This window comes from Lysobacter sp. 5GHs7-4 (assembly GCF_021284765.1).
Classification (GTDB): domain Bacteria; phylum Pseudomonadota; class Gammaproteobacteria; order Xanthomonadales; family Xanthomonadaceae; genus Lysobacter.
Window position 1 is genome coordinate 2,295,186 of sequence record NZ_CP089924.1, and the last position, 17,411, is coordinate 2,312,596.

Here is a 17,411-nt window from a genome sequence, read left to right on the forward strand (position 1 = left end):
CTCTTCATGCGCCAGACAAGCGAAATTTTTGCCGCGGTGCAGCAAGAAAAATCTGTGAGCTACGTGGCACTTTCTTTGAGCCGCGAATCCTGGTTGAATGTCGGGCAGCAGTTCGCAAGGGGTGCGGTCTGGGCTTAGGCCCGGGGTCCGCGGACAGGGATACAGGTCTCGCCGGACTGGCTCGAAAGCCTGCGGGCGTTCGGGCCTGTGCGGTGCCAACAGGGGCAGAACATGCAACAGCTTTCAGCGCATAGCGTGGAGACGCCGCGTGCGCCTTCCCACGTCTTCTTCACTACGCTCTTCTCCTGGTTCGCCATGGCGCTGCTCGCCTTAGGCAGCGTGTGGCCGCAATCGGCGCTGGCGGCGCCCTCGACCTTCTGCCCCACGTTGAGCATGTCGGTGGCCCATAGCGGCTCGCAGACGATCAACATCAATCACTGCCACGGCGGCTTCGGCATCGCCGCGGGCAGCGCGGCCACGCCGCACGGCACCCGCACCGTCGGCGTGCAGTCGGGCGCGAACATCCCGTTGACCTACACCCACAACGGCGACACCGCGACCACCGACACGTTCATCATCAAGGACGACTTCAACAACGACATCACCGTGACCGTCGCCATCGGTCCGGCGTCGACGATCACCATCGGTGCCAGCCCGGCGGTCGCGCTGACCGTGGGCGTGCCCTTCAGCACCACCCTCAGCGGCAGCGGCGGTACCGCGCCCTATACGTTCGTGCTGGACGGCGGCACCATGCCGCCGGGCCTGAGCCTGACCGGCAACACCATCAGCGGCACGCCGACCCGGCGCGGCGCGTACGCCTTCAGCATCCGCGCCACCGACAACGTCGGCGACAGCGGCGTGCGCACCTTCAGCGGTTCGGCCGCCAACCCGACCCTGACCATCGCGCCTTCGCCGCCGCCGGTGGCCGCGCAGGGCATCCCGTACACGGTCACCTTCACCGCCAGCGGTGGCGTCCCCACGTACGCCTTCGCGCACGAGGTCGCTTCCGGCCCGCTGCCGCCCGGTCTGAGCCTGAGCGGCGCGACCCTGAGCGGCACGCCCACCACCGTGGGCACCTTCACCTTCGGCATCCGCGTCACCGACAGCAGCTCCGGCACCGGCACTTATGCCGAGATCGAGACGGTGACCCTGCAGGTGATCCTGCCGCCGACCATCGTGGTCAATCCGGCCACCGTGCCGGGCGCCACCGTCGGTGCCGCCTACAGCCAGACCTTCACCGGCAGCGGCGGCACCGCGCCGTACACCTTCGCCATCAGCGCGGGCGCCTTGCCGGCCGGCGTGAGCCTCAACACCACCTCCGGCGCGCTGACCGGCACGCCGACTGCCGCGGGCACCTTCAACTTCACGGTGCGCGCGACCGACGCCAACAACTTCTCCGGCACCCGCGCCTACAGCCTGGTGGTGGCGCCGCCGGTGATCGTGATCGCGCCGACCACGCTGCCCAACGGCGCGGTCGCGGCGGCTTATAGCCAGACCGTCAGCGCCAGCGGCGGCATCGCGCCGTACACCTACGCGGTAACAGCCGGCGCGCTGCCGGCCGGCCTGAGTTTGAACACCACCACCGGCGCCTTGACCGGCACGCCGACCGCGGGCGGCACCTTCAACTTCACCGTGACCGCCACCGGCAGCAGCACCGGCACCGGCGCGCCGCACACCGGTTCGCGCGCCTACGCGCTGGTGATCGCGCCGCCGACGGTGAACCTGCCGGCGACCACGCTGGCCAACGGCACCCAGGGCGTGGCCTACAGCGCCACGCTCAATCCGGCCAACGGCGGCACCGCGCCGTACACGTATGCGGTCACCGCCGGCGCCTTGCCGCCGGGCCTCGCCCTGATCGCCAGCACGGGTACGCTGTCCGGCACGCCGACCGCGTCGGGCACTTTCAACTTCGCCGTGACCGCGACCGACAGCAGCACCGGCAGCGGGCCGTACAGTTCGGCGCCGCGCGGCTATGCGCTGCAGATCATCAACATCCCGCCGGTGGCCAATCCGGTGTCGGCGACGGTCGCCTACAACAGCGGCGCCAATCCGATCACGCTGAACATCACCGGCGGCGTGCCGACCTCGGTCGCCATCGGCGCCGCGCCGGCCAACGGCACGGCGATCGCCAGCGGCACGTCGATCACCTACCAGCCCACCCCGGGCTACGCCGGTCCCGATAGCTTCACTTACACCGCGACCAACAGCGCCGGCACGTCCGCGCCGGCCACGGTCAGCATCACCGTCGGCAACCCGACGATCACGGTGGCCGCGAGCGGTCCGCTGACCGCGCAGATCGGCGTGGCCTATACGCAGACGTTCACCTGGACCGGCGGCACGCAGCCGTTCTCCGGCTACACCGTCGGCGGCCTGCCGGCCGGTCTGAGCATCACCGGCACCACCGCCAACAGCGTCACCGTGTCCGGTACGCCGAGCGCGGCGGGTTCGTTCGCGCTCACGCCGACCGCGACCGATTCCAGCACCGGCAACGGTCCGTTCACCATTGGCGGCAACTTCACCCTGTCGGTGAGCGCGCCGACGCTGACGCTGACGCCGGCCGCGGGCACGCTGAGCGCGACTTACGGCGCGGCGTTTAGCCAGACCTACGTCGCGGGCGGCGGCACCGCGCCTTACAACTACACGATCTCGGCGGGCGCGCTGCCGGCCGGCCTGAGCCTGGACGCCAACACCGGCGTGCTGTCGGGCACGCCGACCGTCACCGGTCTGTTCACCTTCTCGGTGCGCGCACGCGACAACTCGACCGGCACCGGCGCGCCGTTCGCACGCACCCAGAATTACGTGCTGCAGGTGGCCGCGCCGACCATCACCGTGTCGCCGGCCACCGTGCCGAACGCGCAGATCGGCGTGGCCTACAGCCAGGCACTGACTGCGGCCGGCGGCATCGCGCCGTACAGCTTCGCGGTCACCGCCGGCGCGTTGCCGGCCGGTGTGAGCCTGAGCACCACCGGCAGCCTGAGCGGCACGCCGACGGCGGGCGGTACGTTCAACTTCACCGTCACCGCGACCGACAACCACGGTCAGACCGGTTCGCGCGCCTACACGCTCACCGTGAGCGCGGCGACCATCACCGTCGCCCCGGCGACGCTGCCCAACGGCGGCGTGGCGCAGGCGTACAGCCAGACCGTGACCGCGTCGGGCGGCACCGCCGGCTACAGCTTCGCGGTTACCGCCGGCGCACTGCCGCCGGGCCTGAGCTTGGCCGGCACGGGTAACCTCACCGGCACGCCGACCGCGGGCGGTACGTTCAACTTCACCGTCACCGCGACCGACAGCAGCACCGGCAGCGGCCCGTACACGGGTTCGCAGTCCTACACCGTGACCATCACGGCCGCGACCGTGTTGCTGCCGCCGACCAGCCTGCCCAACGGCACCGTCGCCAGCGCCTACGGTGTGGCGATCAATCCGGCCACCGGCGGCACCGCGCCGTACAGCTACGCGGTCGGCACCGGCGCCCTGCCGCCGGGCCTGTCGATCGGCGGTGCCGGCGCCATCACCGGCACGCCGACCACGCCGGGCAGCTACACCTTCAACCTGATCGCGACCGACAGCAGCGGCGGCAGCGGCCCGTATTCGTCCGCGCCGCAGAGCTACACGCTGTTGATCAACGACATCGTGCCGGTGGCCAATCCGGTCTCGGCCACGGTGGCCTACGGCAGCAGCGCCAATCCGATCACGCTGAACATCACCGGCGGCATTCCGGCCTCGGTGGCGGTCGCGTCGGCTGCGGCGCATGGCACCGCGACGGCCAGCGGCACCAGCATCACCTACACCCCGACCGCCGGTTACGCCGGTCCGGACAGCTTCACCTACACCGCGACCAACAGTGCGGGCACCTCGGCGCTGGCCACGGTCACCATCACCGTGTCCAACCCGAGCATCACCGTGACCGCGGGCGATCCGCTGACCGCGCAGATCGGCGCCAGCTACAGCCAGACCTTCACCTGGAATGGCGGCACCGCGCCGTACACCGGCTTCGCCGTCACCGGCCTGCCGGCCGGCCTGAGCGTGACCGGCACCACCGCCAACAGCGTCACCGTGTCGGGCACGCCGACCGCGAGCGGCAGCTTCGCCCTCAACGCCAGCGCCACCGACAGCAGCACCGGCAACGGTCCGTTCACCGTCGGCCAGGTCTTCACGCTGACCGTCGGCGCGCCGACGCTGAGCATGACGCCGGCCGCCGGCAACCTGCCGATGAACTACGGCGTGGCCACCACCATCAACTTCGCCGCCAGCGGCGGCACCGCGCCGTACAGCTTCTCGCTGGCCGCCGGTTCGTTGCCGGTGGGCGTGAGCTTCAGCTCGGCTGGCGTGCTCAGCGGTACGCCGACCGTGCCGGGCAACTACAACGTCTCGATCCGCGCGACCGATGCCAGCACCGGCGCCGGCGCACCGTTCGCGTTGCAGCAGAGCTACACCATCGTGGTGGCCGTGCCGGCGATCACGATCGATCCGCCCAGCCTGCCCAACGGCGCCGCGGCGACGGCGTACAGCGCCCAGCTCAGCTCCACCGGCGGCGTCGCGCCGTACAGCTACTCGCTGCTCAGCGGTGCATTGCCGATCGGCATGACCTTCAGCTCGGCCGGTGCGATCTCCGGCATCCCGCGTTCGGACGGCAACTTCAGCATCACCGTGCAGTCGACCGACACCAACGGTCAGACCGCCTCGCGCGTGTACACCTTCAGCATCGCGCCGGCGACGGTGGTGATCGCTCCGTCCACGCTGCCGGGCGGCACGGTCGGCATCGCCTACTCGCAGAGCCTGAGCAGCAGCGGCGGCATCGCGCCGTACACGTACTCGATCGTCTCGGGCAACCTGCCGATCGGCGTGGCCTTCAGCTCGGCGGGCGCGATCAGCGGCACCCCGACCACGGCGGGCAGCTACACCTTCGTGGTCCGTTCCACCGACGACGCCGGCTACAACACGACGCAGAGCTACACGATCGCGATCGCCGACGCCGTGCCGGTGGCGGTCGACGACACCGCCAGCACCCTGGCGCAGCAGCCGGTGACCATCGCCGTGACCGGCAACGACACCGGCGTGATCACGTCCATCGCGATCGCCTCGGCGCCGGCGCACGGCACCGCCGTGGTCAGCGGCCTCAACATCGTCTACACCCCGGCCACCGCGTACTTCGGTCCGGATTCGCTGACCTACACCGCGATCGGTCCGGGCGGCACCTCGGCGCCGGCCACGGTGTCGATCACCGTCACGCCGTTGCCGGTGCCGGTGGGGCAGCCGCAGACCGCCACCACCTTGGCCGGCCAGCCGGTCACCATCGACACCACCGTCGGCGCCAGCGGCGGCCCGTACACCGGTGTGACCATCCTCACCGCGCCCAGCACGGGCACGGCGGTGGTCAGCGGCACCAACATCATCTACACGCCGCCGGCCAGCGCCTCGGGCACGGTCACCATCGGCTACACGCTCAACAACGCCTTCGGCCCGTCGGCGCCGTTGACGGCGACCGTCACCGTCAATCCGGTGCCGGTGGCGGTCTCGCGTCGCGTCAGCACCATCGCCGGCACGCCGGTCGTGGTGGATCTGACCGCGGGCGCGACCGGTGGTCCGTTCACCGCCGCCACGGTGGTGTCGCTGTCGCCGGCCTCGTCCGGCACCGCGACCATCGCCCAGGTCGGCAGCGGCGCCAGCGCGAGCTATCGCCTGACCTACACGCCGAACACCGCGTTCTCGGGCACGGCGACGGTCACCTTCACCCTGGCCAATGCGTACACGACCTCGGCCCCGGCGACCATCGACATCGACGTCGCGGCACGCCCGGATCCGACTCAGGACGCGGAAGTCATGGGCCTGCTCGGTGCCCAGACCTCGGCGGCGCGTCGCTTCGCCAACTCGCAGATCGGCAACTTCCAGCAGCGCATGGAAGGCATGCACGGCGGCGGCGGGCAGGGCGGTCGCTTCCAGAACGGCATCACCTTCGGCGTCGACCGCCGTTGCAGCGACGACGTGCGCCGCACGCCGGGCAGCGACTGCCGTCAGGTCGCGACCCGCGACGAATCCGCTCCGGTGGAATCGGCCAATGCGGCCGCGAACGGCGGCGACAGCAGCTCGTTCACCATCTGGACCGGTGGCGCGCTCAACAGCGGCGATCGCGACAGCCGTTCCGGCAGCGCCGGCTTCGACTTCGAGACCACCGGCATCAGCGCCGGCGTCGATACCCGCGTGAACGACGTGTTCGCCATCGGTGGCGGCATCGGCTACGGCCGCGACAACACCGACGTCGGCCGCAACGGCACCCGCAGCGACGCCAAGAGCTACACCGTGGCGATGTACGGCAGCTACCACCCCGGCGAGACCTTCTTCCTCGACGGTCTGCTCGGCTACCAGTGGCTGTCGTTCGACGCGCGCCGTTACGTCAGCGCCAACGGCGGACGGGTGCGCGGCGAGCGCGACGGCACGCAGTGGTTCGCTTCGTTCTCGGCCGGCGGCGACTACCAGCGCGACCGCCTGCACATCTCGCCCTACGCACGCCTGGACATCGCACGCGCGCGTCTGGACGGGTACACCGAGCAGGGCGACGCGATCTACGCGCTGCGCTACGAGGATCAGGACGTCGACACCACCACCGCCAGCCTCGGCCTGCGGATGGATTACGAAGTCCCGGTCAGCTACGGCACGTTCTCGCCGCAGCTGCGCTTCGAGTACCAGCACGACTTCCAGGACGACAGCTCGGTCACCATGAGCTACGCCGACCTGGTGGGCGGGCCGTTCTACCGCGGCGAGATCGACGGCCTCAAGCGCAACCGCTTCGTGTTCGGCCTGGGCGCGATCCTGCGCACCGAGCGCGACTTCACGCTGCGCTTCGAGTACCGCGGTCTGTTCGGCAGCGACGACGACAGCGACCATGGCATCCTGCTGAACCTGGAGAAGAAGTACTGATCGAGCAGGCGGACGCGGCTGGCCCGCATCCGCCTGTTCTCAGGAACGCCGGCGCGGCGTCACCGTGAACGCCGCGCCGGCAATTTGTTCCAGCGTCCATCGCTCCGAGCGGAGCGGTGGACGGGCAGGGGAGACGGGCATGCGCTGGCGGTCGTTGTGCGCTGCAGTGGTGCTGACGGCGTTGTCGACGCCGGCGGCGCAGGCGCACGGCGGCGGTTTGGACCGCGACGGCTGCCATCACGACCGCCGCAACGGCGGTTACCACTGCCATCGCGGCGCACCCGCCGCGAGCCTCGCGCCTGCAGCCCCGCGCCGCAGCGTTCCGAACGCCGAAGCCAACGCGTACGCGCCTGCCGCGCCCGCGCAACGCTTTGCGCCATCGTCGGGCGCCTACCGCAACTGCACCGAGGCACGCGCGGCCGGCGCCGCGCCGGTGCGCCGTGGCGACCCGGGTTACGGGCCGCATCTGGATCGCGACAACGACGGCGTCGGCTGCGAGCCCTATCGCGGCCGCTGACCGCGGCGCCGCACGTTCGCGCACCGCCGACGCGTTCGATGCCAAGATGGGCGCACGCCGCCGAACTCCCCGCCGATGTCGCCTGCCTTGCCCGTCGATCTGCCCATCGTCCTGCCGCCCGCGCAATGGGCCGAGCTGGAAACGGCCTACGCCACGCCGCCGCGCGCGTATCACAACTTCGATCACGTGCGCGAAGTGCTGCGCCACTACGGCGAGGTCGCCGCCGGCCCGGGCTGGAAGCAGCCGGTCGAAGTGGCGCTGGCGGTGCTGTACCACGACGCGATCTATCAGGCCGGACGGCGCGACAACGAGGCGCGATCGGCGGAACTGGCCGCCGCGCATATCGCCCGCTACCTGCCCGAGGCCGGCATCGATGTGCGCCGGGTGACGGAGCTGATCGATCTCACCGCGCGCCACGGGCAGATCGGGCCGGGCGAAGTGGATGAAGAGACCGCGCTGTTCCTGGACGGCGACATGGCGATCCTGGGCGCCGCGCCGGAGGCCTTCGACGCCTACGATCGCGGCATCGCCTCCGAGTACCGCGGGCACGTGCCGGGGCCGCTGTTCCGGCTCAATCGGCGCCGCTTCCTCAAGGGCCTGCTCAAGCGCGAACGCATCTATCTGAGCGCCTATTACCACCAGCGCTACGACGCGGCCGCGCGCAACAACCTGCGGCGCGCGATCACGACCAAGCGCTGAGCCTCCGCCCGTAGGATGCGGTGAGCCGCAGGCGATCCGCATCGCGGTGCCTGAACGTCACGCCGCGGGCTTGGCGGCGCCCGTGAGCCCGGCGGGCTAAAATGCGCGGATGCTGCTCAATATCGCCGCCTATCACTTCGTCCGCATCGACGACGCCGACGCCCTGGCCGTGCGCCTGCGCGAGCGCGCCGAGGCCGCCGATCTGCGCGGCACCGTGCTGGTCGCGGAAGAGGGGCTGAACCTGTTCCTGGCCGGCACCGAGGCGGCGATCGACGGTTTCCTGGCGCAACTGCGCGCCGACCCGCGCTTCGCCGGGCTGGCGGTCAAGGCCAGCCATAGCCAGGCCCAGCCGTTCGGGCGCCTGAAGGTCAAGCGCAAGCGCGAGATCGTGACCTTCCGTCGCGAGGACAGCGCGCCCCTGCAGCGGCGCGCGCCGGCGGTAACGCCCGAGCGCCTGGCGCAATGGCTGGACCAGGGCCACGACGACGCCGGAAAACCTGTGGTGCTGCTGGACACCCGCAACCGCGAGGAGGTCGGCTACGGCAGCTTCGCCGGCGCGCTGACCCTGCCGATCGACAACTTCGTCGACCTGCCCGAAGCGCTGGCGCCGCATCGCCAGGCGCTGGCCGACGCCACCGTGGTCAGCTTCTGCACCGGCGGCATCCGTTGCGAGAAGGCCGCGCTGTGGCTGCGCGACGACGGCATGGACAATCTGCTGCAGCTCGAGGGCGGCATCCTGGGTTACTTCGAGCGCGTCGGCGGCGCGCATTACCAAGGCCGTTGCTTCGTGTTCGACGAACGCGTCGCCCTGGACCCGCAACTGCGTCCGCTGGTCGACGACGCGGCCTGAGCGATACGCGCGCGGCACCACCAAAGCGGCCGGAAACCGGTATTGTTCCGGGCAAGGACAGGGGATTGTTAGCCAAACCGTAAACCGGGTGGGCGATCCCATTCAGACAAATCAAGGGGTTACCCGGAGCGACGCGACCGCTATGATCGACGGTCGTCTCTTCCAGCCCCCGTACGAAGGACCCCTGATGCGTCGAACCTACCCGCTGCGCGCCACCCGTATCGCCTGGCCGTTGGCCCTGGCCCTGAGCGTGCTGGGCTTGAGCGCCTGCCAGCCGCAGGCGCCGGCCAACGCCGCCGCCCCCGAAGGCACCACCGCCGCGCCGCCGCCGGCGCTGCCGTCGCCGGACCCGAACGCCGCGCCGGTCGAGCGCGCCGCGCCGCCGGTGATCAAACCGGTCGCGTTGGGCGAGTTCGAGCCCGGCAACCCGGTCGCCACCGCCGCCACCGGCAAGCTCAACATCGAAGACGCCAAGCTGCAGGGCGCCAACGGCGCCAGCTTCGGCACCGAGCGCGTCGCCCTGGTCAGCGGCGGCGACGAGTACAGCGCAGGCGCGACCTATGCCGCGTCCATGCAGATCGATGCCAGTCAGCCGGTCGAGCTGCGTCACGTCGTCGAACAAACCCCGCCCACCGACCAGCCCGCCAACGCCTTCTGCGGCGGCGCGCCCACCGCCTACATCGCCCTGGCCAAGGTCGGCGAGGGCGAGCGCGAAGTGGTCAAGGTGCTTGCCCTGCAAGGCGAGGATTTGCCCGCGCCCGGCGCCAAGGGCGTGAGCGTGTGCGCCGTCACCACCTACCTGGTCGCCAGCCGATGACTCCCAAGCCGCGTACGAGTGTGCAATGCCTGTCGGGCCTGATCGCCCTGATCCTGTGTTGCGCGCAGGCTTACGCGGCGACGCCGTTCCCGCGCCAGCCGCCCACCTTGCGCGTGGCCGGCGACAGCGCCATGGCCACCCGCCGGCCGGAACAGCGTCCGGCGATGGGCTGGGGCGAGTCGCTGCCGATGCTGCTGCGCGGCGACGTGATCCAGTACGAAAACCGCGCCGCCGACGGACGCAGTACGCGCCGCTACCTGCAGGAAGGGCTGTGGTCGCAGCTGATGACGGCGACCAAGGCCGGCGACGTGGTGTTCATCGCGTTCGGCCAGGACGATGCCTCCAAGCTGGAACAGCGCTACACCGCGCCCGAGGCGTTCCGCGCCAACATCGAACGCTTCGTCGACGAGGCGCGCATGCGCGGCGCGACCCCGGTGCTGCTGACCCAGGTCGCGCAGCCCGACTTCCGCTCCGGCGGTCTGCGCACGGACAGCTCGCCGCACGCCGACGTGGTGCGCGCGGTTGCGGTGCAGCGCCAGGTGCCGCTGATGGACATGCAGCGCGCCAGCGAAGCCCTGCTGCGCGAGGTCGGCTCCGAAGGCGCCAAGACCTTGTTCGTCTACGACTCCGAGTACGAACTGAAGTACATCAATCGCAATACGCGCTATCTGCTGCCGCTCGACGACGAGGCCTCGCCGACCGCCTGCGGTTCGGCCCGCATCGCCCAGCGCGCCACCGTGCTGATGCGCGCCGGTGGGCTGGAGGCCTGGCTGGAAGACCCGCAGACCATCGAGCAGCGCGTGACCCAGGTCTGCAACGCGCAGCGCGACGCGATCAAACGCTGAGGCCCGCGGGGCAGCGCATTATCTCGGACGGCCGCGCTCGCGGCCGTTTTCGTTTCCGCGCATGCGGCCGCGACGCTCTTGCTTCCTGTGGGAGCGGCGTGAGCCGCGATGGATCGGCCAATCGCAGCGCATGTTGGGGATCCGGGTGCTTCGATCGCGGCTCACGCCGCTCCCACAGAAAGCAGGAGCCGCGTGGCTAGGCTTTGGGGTAGGAGCGGCATAAGCCGCGACCGCGTAGTGGCCGGAGTCGCGCGGTCGCGGCTCGCGCCGCTCCTACCCGAAGCGGCGGCGGTGCTCTTGCTTCCTGTGGCAGCGGCGTAAGCCGCGATGGATCGGCCAATCGCAGCGTATGTTGGGGATCTGGGTGCTTCGATCGCGGCTTACGCCGCTCCCACAGAATGCAGGAGCCGCATGGCTAGGCTTTGGGGTAGGAGCGGCGTAAGCCGCGACCGCGTCGTGGCCGGAGTCGCGCGGTCGCGGCTCGCGTCGCTCCTACCCGAAGCGGCGGTGCTCCTCTTGCTTCCTGTGGGAGCGGCGTAAGCCGCGATGGATCGGCCGATCGCGGCGCATTTTGGGATCCGGGTGCTTCGATCGCGGCTTACGCCGCTCCCACAGAAAGCCAAATCTGCAGAGCTGGGCTTTGGGGTAGGAGCGGCGTAAGCCGCGACCGCGTCGTGGCCGGAGTCGCGCGGTCGCGGCTCGCGTCGCTCCTACTCGATGCGGCAGCGCTCTTGCTTCCTGTGGGAGCGGCGTAAGCCGCGATGGATCGGCCGATCGCAGCGCATTTTGGGGGCCCGGGTGCTTCGGTCGTGGCTTACGCCGCTCCTACCGAAGGCGACGGTTCCGGGCTAGGAAGTGGCCTTGCCCTGCGCCAGCACCCGCGCCGCCGCCGCGCGCCCCGCGATCAGGCCGCTGGCGTAGCACGCGGTCAGCAGGTAGCCGCCGGTCGGAGCCTCCCAGTCCAGCATCTCGCCGGCGCAATAGGTGCCGGGCAGGGCGCGCAGCTGCAGGCCCTCGTCCAGCGCTTCCAGGCGCACGCCGCCGGCGCTGCTGATGGCTTCGGCGATCGGGCGCGCGCGCAGCAGGCGCAGCGGCAGGCGCTTGATCGTCGTTGCGACGCGCAGCGGGTCTTGTTTCGCCTCGGCGTCCAACATTTCGTGCAGCAGCGCGGCCTTGACGCCGCTGAGGCCGGTCTGGCGGCGCAGGTGTTCGCTGAAACTGCGGCCGGCGCGCGGACGCGCGAGATCGGTGCGCAGGCGTTCCAGTTCGCGCCCGGGCGCCAGATCCAACGTCAGGGTCGCATGGCCGTCGCGCGCGATCGCCTCGCGCAGCAGCGCCGACAGCGCATAGATCAGGCTGCCCTCGATGCCGTGCGCGGTCGCCACGCACTCGCCTTGCAAGGCCTGCTCGCGGCCGTCGGCGTCGCGCCAATACGCGACCACCGGTTTCAGCGGTTGGCCGGCCTGACGCTGCGCGAAGTGTTCGCTCCAGGCGATATCGAAGCCGCAGTTGCTGGGCTGCAGCGGCGCGACGTCGATGCCGCGCCGGCTCAGCCACGGCGCCCAGGCGCCGTCGGAACCCAGCTCGGGCCAACTGCCGCCGCCCAGCGCCAGCACGCAGGCGTGCGCGCGCACCTGGCGTTCGCCGTCGGGCGTGGACAAGCGCAGCGCGCCGTCTTCGCTCCAGCCCAGCCAGCGGTGCTGGACGTGGAAACGCACGCCGTCCTCGCGCAAACGCCGCACCCAGCCGCGCAGCAGCGGCGCGGCCTTGCGGTCGACCGGAAACACGCGGTCGGAGCTGCCGACGTAGGTCTCCACACCGTGCCCACGCGCCCAGGCGCGCAGGGCGTCGGCGTCGAACGCGTCCAGCCAGCGCGCGATCTGCGGCGCGCGTTCGCGGTAACGCGCATCGAAGCCCGGCCGCGGTTCGGCATGGGTGAGATTGAGCCCGCCCTTGCCCGCGATCAGGAACTTGCGCCCGACCGAGCCCTTGCCCTCGTACACGTCGACCTCGATGCCGGCTGCGCGCGCGGTCTCGGCCGCCATCAGGCCGGCGGGACCGCCGCCGACGATGGCCAGGCCGGGCAGCAGGGTGGGAGCATCGGTCATCGGTGACGGCACGACGTGGCGGAGCGGGCGGCCATTATGAGGCCAGGCCCGTGCGGCGGCCGCGGCACATGACCTCCGCGCCGGGTCGCGAAGGCCGGCTTCGGGTATCGTCGGGCGCCACCGGTCAGGGTTTTGGAGCAGCGAACGATGCGATTCACGTCCCCAGGCGCAGGCGGCGCCGGCCTGCTGTTGGCTGCGTTGCTGGCCTCCCATGCGCACGCGGCCGTGCCGCAGACGGCGCCGGAATTGCCGGCGCAACTGCAGGACTTCGACGCCTATGTGGAAGGCGTGCGCAAGCGCTTCGACGTGCCGGGCATCGCGGTGGCGATCGTCAAGGACGGCCGCATCGTGCTGGAACGCGGCTACGGCGTGCGCCAGCTCGGCCGCGACGAGAAAGTCGACGCGCGTACGTTGTTCGCGATCGCTTCCAACACCAAGGCCTTCACCTCGGCCTCGCTGTCGATGCTGGCCGACGAGGGCAAGCTCAGCCTGGACGACCGGGTGATCGACCACCTGCCGTGGTTCCGCATGGCCGATCCCTACGTGACCCGCGAGATGCGCGTGCGCGATCTGCTGGCGCATCGCAGCGGCCTGGGTCTGGGCGCGGGCGACCTGCTGTACTGGCCCGGCACCGACTACAGCACGCTGGAAGTCGCCCAACGGCTGCGCGATGTCCCGCTTAGCGGCAGCTTCCGCGGCCAGTACGCCTACGACAACATCCTCTACGGCGTCGCCCAGCTGGTGATCGAGCAGGCCAGCGGACAGAGCTACGAACGGTTCCTGCGCACGCGCATCCTGGAACCGCTGGGCATGCGCGACACGCGTTACAACAGCGATGCGCTCAAGCCCGGCGACAACGTCGCCACCGGCTACGCCAAGGCCGACTTCAAGGACCTGCAGCCGGCGCCGCGCATGGCCTGGGCCAACGTCTCCGGCGCCGGCGGTCTGTACTCCAGCGTGCACGACATGACTCAGTGGATGCGTGCGCAGCTAGACGGCGGCGTCTACGGCCGAAGCGGCGGCAAAGAGCAGCGTTTGTTCAGCGCCGCGCGTCAGAAGGCGATGTGGTCGATCGTGACGCCGATTGCGATCGGCGAGCCGTCGGTGCCCGAGCTGGCGGCGGCGCGTCCGAATTTTCTGGGTTACGGCGAGGGCTGGCAGCTGTCGGATTACCGTGGCCGCAAGCTGGTCTGGCACACCGGCGGCTGGCCCGGCATGGTCTCGCGCGTGACCCTGGTGCCGGAGCACAAGCTCGGCATCGTGGTGCTGACCAGCGCCGAGCTGCCGGGCGCGTTCCAGGCGGTGACCCTGCGCGCGCTGGATGCCTACCTCGACGCGCCGCGCACCGATTGGACCGCGGCGTACGGCGCGGCCCTGGACAAGTCGTTGGCCAAGGGCGACGACGACTGGAAGCAGCACGAAGCCGCGCGCACGCTCGGCACACAACCGTCGCTGGCGCTGGCCAAGTACGCGCAGACCTACCGCGACCCCTGGTACGGCGACGTGATCGTCGAGCAGCGCGACGGCAAGCTGCGCATGCGTTTCGCGCGCAGCCAGGCCCTGGTCGGCGAGCTGCAGCACTGGCAGCACGACAGCTTCATCGTGCGCTGGGACCAGCGCTGGCTCAACGCCGACGCCTTCGTCGATTTCGCCCTGACCGCCGACGGCAAGGTGCGCGAGCTGCGGATGGAGTCGGTATCGCCCAACACCGATTTCAGTTTCGATTTCCACGATCTGCGGCTGACGCCGGTCGCGGCCAAGCCGGGCGGTTGAACGGGGCGGCTGCTAAGCTCGAACGCAAGGGACGCGGCGGCGAACGCGTCCGATCCGAACGGAGCACACGATGAGTTGGTTGGTCATAGGCATAGTGATCGTCGCGGGCTATCTCGCGTTCAAGGCGGTCAAGTTCTTCTTCAAGTTGCTGCTGTGGGCCGTGGTGCTGGGCGGCGTCTACTTCCTCGCGGCGCCTGCGATGGGTTGGCCGCTGCCGTTCTGAAGCGCCGGAGCCGCGCCCCATGTCCTATGTGAGATGTTTGCGCGGCCTGGGATCGGGCATCGAGTACTCCGCCGACACGGCGATGAACCTCGACCCGGCCGACGGCCGACCGGTGGAAATGGTGCTGGACCTGGAACGCCTGGCCGCGCAGCGGCCCGACGCGGGCTGGTACGACCCGCGCCGGCGCGACCTGTGGCGGTTCGGCGCGCTGATGGCGCTGGACTCGTCCGATCCCGACGACGCGCGCCACATCGTCGCGCTGGGGGAAGGGCACACGCCGCTGCTGGATTACTCGACGCATCCGCTCGCGCGCGCGGCTGGCATCGACTTGTGGTTGAAAGACGAAGGCCGCGCGCATGCGGGCTACGGCGCCAATCCGACCCGCAGTTTCAAGGACCGCGGCATGGCCATGGTGGTCGCGCAGGCGCGCCGTCTGGGCCTGGATAAGTTGGCCGTACCCACGCAGGGCAACGCTGGCGATTCGCTGCTGCGTTACGCGCTGGCCGGCGGCCTGTCGGTGGCGATCGCGATGCCGCAGGACACGCCGATGCCGATCCTGGGCAACGTGGCCGCGGCCGCGCAGCGCTATCCGGAGCGCGTGGCGCTGGACCTGGTCGGCCCGACCATCCGCGAGGCCGGCGCACTGCTGAAGGAGCGCTACTTGCCGCAGGGCTATTTCTCGGTGGCGACGTTCCAGGAGCCGGGTTGGCGCATCGAGGGCAAGAAATCGCTGGGCCTGGAACTGGCCGAGCCGGCGCCGGGATCGACGCGCTGGTCGCTGCCCGACGCGGTGATCTATCCCACCGGCGGCGGCACCGGCGTGCTGGGCATGTGGAAGGCCTGGGACGAGTTGCAGGCGCTGGGCCTGATCGACGCGCGCCGTCCGCGCATGCTGTGCGTGCAGAGCGCGGCGACGCCGCCGCTGGTGCGCGCCTACGAGCAGGGCGCCGCCGACACCCAGGTCGTCGTGGCCGGACAGACGCTGGCGTTCGGGCTCAACGTGCCCGGCGGTGTCGGCCACTTCCGCGTGCTGGAGATCCTGCGCGCCAGCGGCGGCGCCGCGGTGGCGGTGGACGAGCGCGACAGCGCCGCCGAGTTCGCGCGGCTGTGGCGCGAGCCGGTCGGCGGCGGCGCGCCGGGCTGGATCTGCCCCGAGGGCGCGGCCTGTCTGGCGGCGCTGCCGCAGTTGATCGAACGCGGCCTGGTCGCGCGCGGCGAGCGCGTGGTCGTGGTCAACACCGGGTCGGCGGAGAAGTACCTGCCGGACCTGCGTCATCTCATGTGAACCCCTCCAGCAGGAGCCGATATGGATACCGACAACCCCGAATGGTGGCAGGACACGCAGGACATCGAGCGTTGCGTGCGAGCGATCTACGCCTGCATCTCCGGCCCGGCCGGGGCGCCGCGCGATTGGGCGCGTTTTCGTTATCTGCAGCATCCGCGGGCGCGCAGTCTGCGCACGGTGGTGGAGGCCGACGGCAGCACGCAGGCGATGGTGTTCGACGTGGACAGTTACATCGCCAATGTCCAGGAGTTCTTCGCCACTAACGATTTCTACGAGGTCGAGATCGATCGGCGGGTGCAGCGTTTCGGGCAGGTGGCGCACGTGTGGAGTCTGTACGAGGCGCGGCCGGCGGTGGACTCGCCGGTGTTGCTCAAGCGCGGCGCCAACAGTATCCAGTTGTGCCATGAGCATGGGCGGTGGTGGGTGTTCAGCACGGTTTGGGATAACGAGCGCGAGGGGTTGGCGTTCGATCTTTGGTAGGGGGCTTGCGGCCTTCTTAGTCGGTCGTGGCTTTGTCGCTCGCGCGTACTGCGGATGGTTTTTTGCTACTGCGGCAATCTTCTGGTCGCGCTTTTAGCTCCCTCCTTTGGAAAAGGAGGGTTGGGGAGGATTTGCTTTGGCTGTTGCTCTGTTGCTTCTGACCGAAGGTCAACGGCTTCCGCCTGCTGCGCATGCGGGTCACTTTCTCTTGCTCGCGCTTTGTGTAGGAGCGGCGTGAGCCGCGACCGCGAATCCCGGTTACCGCGCCTATCCGGCTCCGATGGCCTTCAAGCTCCAGCGTCGCGCTTTAGCTCCCTCCTTTGACAAAGGAGGGTTGGGGAGGATTTGCTGTTGCTGTTGTTTCTGCTGTTTTTGACCGAAGGTCAAAGGCTTCCGCCTGCTGCGCGCTTTTAGCTCCCTCCTTTGACAAAGGAGGGTTGGGGAGGATTTGCTCTTGCTGTTGTCTTCGCTGTTTCTGACCGAAGGTCAACGGCTTCCGCCTGCTGCGCATGCGGGTCACTTTCTCTTGCTAGCCCAAGAGAAAGTAACCAAAGAGAAGGGCTTGAGCCCAGAGCTCCCGTGTGGCTTCGGTTCTGGCGCCGGGATTTTTCGATAAGACATCCCTGTCTTATCGAAAAACGGCGCGCGTCCTGCGCGCCGCCCTTCGGGTCTGGGAATGGTCGTGTGGCTTCGGATCAATGGACTTCAATGCCGGAGCAAATTCAACGGCAACGGCAACGGCAACGGCAATGGCAATGGCAACGGCTGCGACCGCTTTGAGGCTGCCTCTGGTGCGGCGGGCGAAGATCAAAATGGGTTCCGGCTTGCGCCGGAATGACGATGGGTGGGTTTGGGGTGGGGGCGTTGGTCGCTTCGCAGCTCGGCGGTCGCGACCG

The 17,411-nt window shown here is 69.9% G+C and carries 12 protein-coding genes; 11 read left to right on the forward strand and 1 reads right to left on the reverse strand.

The window, feature by feature from the left end; translation table 11 throughout:
* Positions 1–231: 231 nt before the first annotated feature.
* The 6 genes from LVB77_RS10430 to LVB77_RS10455 all read left to right on the forward strand — a co-directional run bounded on the left by LVB77_RS10430 (position 232) and on the right by LVB77_RS10455 (position 10,646).
* Positions 232–6,918 carry a putative Ig domain-containing protein gene (locus LVB77_RS10430; protein WP_232910053.1) on the forward strand — a complete coding sequence of 2,229 codons (6,687 nt, stop codon included), beginning with the start codon at positions 232–234 and terminating at the stop codon, positions 6,916–6,918.
* A gap of 139 nt (positions 6,919–7,057) precedes the next feature.
* Positions 7,058–7,435 carry an excalibur calcium-binding domain-containing protein gene (locus LVB77_RS10435; protein WP_232910054.1) on the forward strand — a complete coding sequence of 126 codons (378 nt, stop codon included), beginning with the start codon at positions 7,058–7,060 and terminating at the stop codon, positions 7,433–7,435.
* Positions 7,436–7,510: 75 nt separating this feature from the next.
* Entirely contained in the window at positions 7,511–8,134 is a 624-nt protein-coding gene (locus LVB77_RS10440) for a hypothetical protein (protein WP_232910055.1), read from the forward strand.
* A 109-nt stretch (positions 8,135–8,243) separates the two neighbouring features.
* Positions 8,244–8,984 carry a sulfurtransferase gene (locus LVB77_RS10445; protein ID WP_232910056.1) on the forward strand — a complete coding sequence of 247 codons (741 nt, stop codon included), beginning with the start codon at positions 8,244–8,246 and terminating at the stop codon, positions 8,982–8,984.
* Positions 8,985–9,171: 187 nt separating this feature from the next.
* Complete coding sequence (locus LVB77_RS10450; protein WP_232910057.1) at positions 9,172–9,801, forward strand: hypothetical protein; 630 nt, start codon at positions 9,172–9,174, stop codon at positions 9,799–9,801.
* Positions 9,798–10,646 carry a GDSL-type esterase/lipase family protein gene (locus LVB77_RS10455; RefSeq protein WP_232910058.1) on the forward strand — a complete coding sequence of 283 codons (849 nt, stop codon included), beginning with the start codon at positions 9,798–9,800 and terminating at the stop codon, positions 10,644–10,646. The genes LVB77_RS10450 and LVB77_RS10455 overlap by 4 nt, the downstream gene beginning before the upstream one ends.
* 848 nt (positions 10,647–11,494) lie before the next feature.
* On the opposite strand, the gene LVB77_RS10460 is transcribed toward LVB77_RS10455, so the two are convergent.
* Positions 11,495–12,754: a TIGR03862 family flavoprotein gene (locus LVB77_RS10460; protein ID WP_232910059.1), complete on the reverse strand. Its 1,260-nt coding sequence runs from the start codon at positions 12,752–12,754 to the stop codon at positions 11,495–11,497.
* A 183-nt stretch (positions 12,755–12,937) separates the two neighbouring features.
* Here LVB77_RS10460 and LVB77_RS10465 point away from each other — a divergent pair, with 183 nt between their 5' ends.
* The 5 genes from LVB77_RS10465 to LVB77_RS10485 all read left to right on the forward strand — a co-directional run bounded on the left by LVB77_RS10465 (position 12,938) and on the right by LVB77_RS10485 (position 17,353).
* The gene (locus tag LVB77_RS10465; RefSeq protein ID WP_232910245.1) at positions 12,938–14,527 is read left to right on the forward strand and encodes a serine hydrolase; all 1,590 of its coding nucleotides are present in this window, start codon (positions 12,938–12,940) and stop codon (positions 14,525–14,527) included.
* Positions 14,528–14,597: 70 nt separating this feature from the next.
* Positions 14,598–14,750 carry a hypothetical protein gene (locus LVB77_RS10470; RefSeq protein ID WP_232910060.1) on the forward strand — a complete coding sequence of 51 codons (153 nt, stop codon included), beginning with the start codon at positions 14,598–14,600 and terminating at the stop codon, positions 14,748–14,750.
* 19 nt (positions 14,751–14,769) lie between these two features.
* The gene (locus LVB77_RS10475; protein WP_232910061.1) at positions 14,770–16,035 is read left to right on the forward strand and encodes a threonine synthase; all 1,266 of its coding nucleotides are present in this window, start codon (positions 14,770–14,772) and stop codon (positions 16,033–16,035) included.
* Positions 16,036–16,056: 21 nt separating this feature from the next.
* Positions 16,057–16,515 (forward strand): hypothetical protein, encoded by a 459-nt coding sequence (locus LVB77_RS10480; RefSeq protein ID WP_232910062.1) that lies wholly within the window; start codon positions 16,057–16,059, stop codon positions 16,513–16,515.
* 676 nt (positions 16,516–17,191) lie between these two features.
* On the forward strand, positions 17,192–17,353 hold the full coding sequence (locus LVB77_RS10485) for a hypothetical protein (RefSeq protein ID WP_232910063.1): 162 nt from the start codon (positions 17,192–17,194) through the stop codon (positions 17,351–17,353).
* The last annotated feature ends 58 nt before the right edge of the window (positions 17,354–17,411 follow it).

Coding starts and splice junctions, on each gene's coding strand:
- LVB77_RS10430 (WP_232910053.1), top strand. CDS start 232: ATGCAACAGCTTTCAGCGCATAGCGTGGAGACGCCGCGTGCGCCTTCC.
- LVB77_RS10435 (WP_232910054.1), top strand. CDS start 7,058: ATGCGCTGGCGGTCGTTGTGCGCTGCAGTGGTGCTGACGGCGTTGTCG.
- LVB77_RS10440 (WP_232910055.1), top strand. CDS start 7,511: ATGTCGCCTGCCTTGCCCGTCGATCTGCCCATCGTCCTGCCGCCCGCG.
- LVB77_RS10445 (WP_232910056.1), top strand. CDS start 8,244: ATGCTGCTCAATATCGCCGCCTATCACTTCGTCCGCATCGACGACGCC.
- LVB77_RS10450 (WP_232910057.1), top strand. CDS start 9,172: ATGCGTCGAACCTACCCGCTGCGCGCCACCCGTATCGCCTGGCCGTTG.
- LVB77_RS10455 (WP_232910058.1), top strand. CDS start 9,798: ATGACTCCCAAGCCGCGTACGAGTGTGCAATGCCTGTCGGGCCTGATC.
- LVB77_RS10460 (WP_232910059.1), bottom strand. CDS start 12,754: ATGACCGATGCTCCCACCCTGCTGCCCGGCCTGGCCATCGTCGGCGGC.
- LVB77_RS10470 (WP_232910060.1), top strand. CDS start 14,598: ATGAGTTGGTTGGTCATAGGCATAGTGATCGTCGCGGGCTATCTCGCG.
- LVB77_RS10475 (WP_232910061.1), top strand. CDS start 14,770: ATGTCCTATGTGAGATGTTTGCGCGGCCTGGGATCGGGCATCGAGTAC.
- LVB77_RS10480 (WP_232910062.1), top strand. CDS start 16,057: ATGGATACCGACAACCCCGAATGGTGGCAGGACACGCAGGACATCGAG.
- LVB77_RS10485 (WP_232910063.1), top strand. CDS start 17,192: ATGGTCGTGTGGCTTCGGATCAATGGACTTCAATGCCGGAGCAAATTC.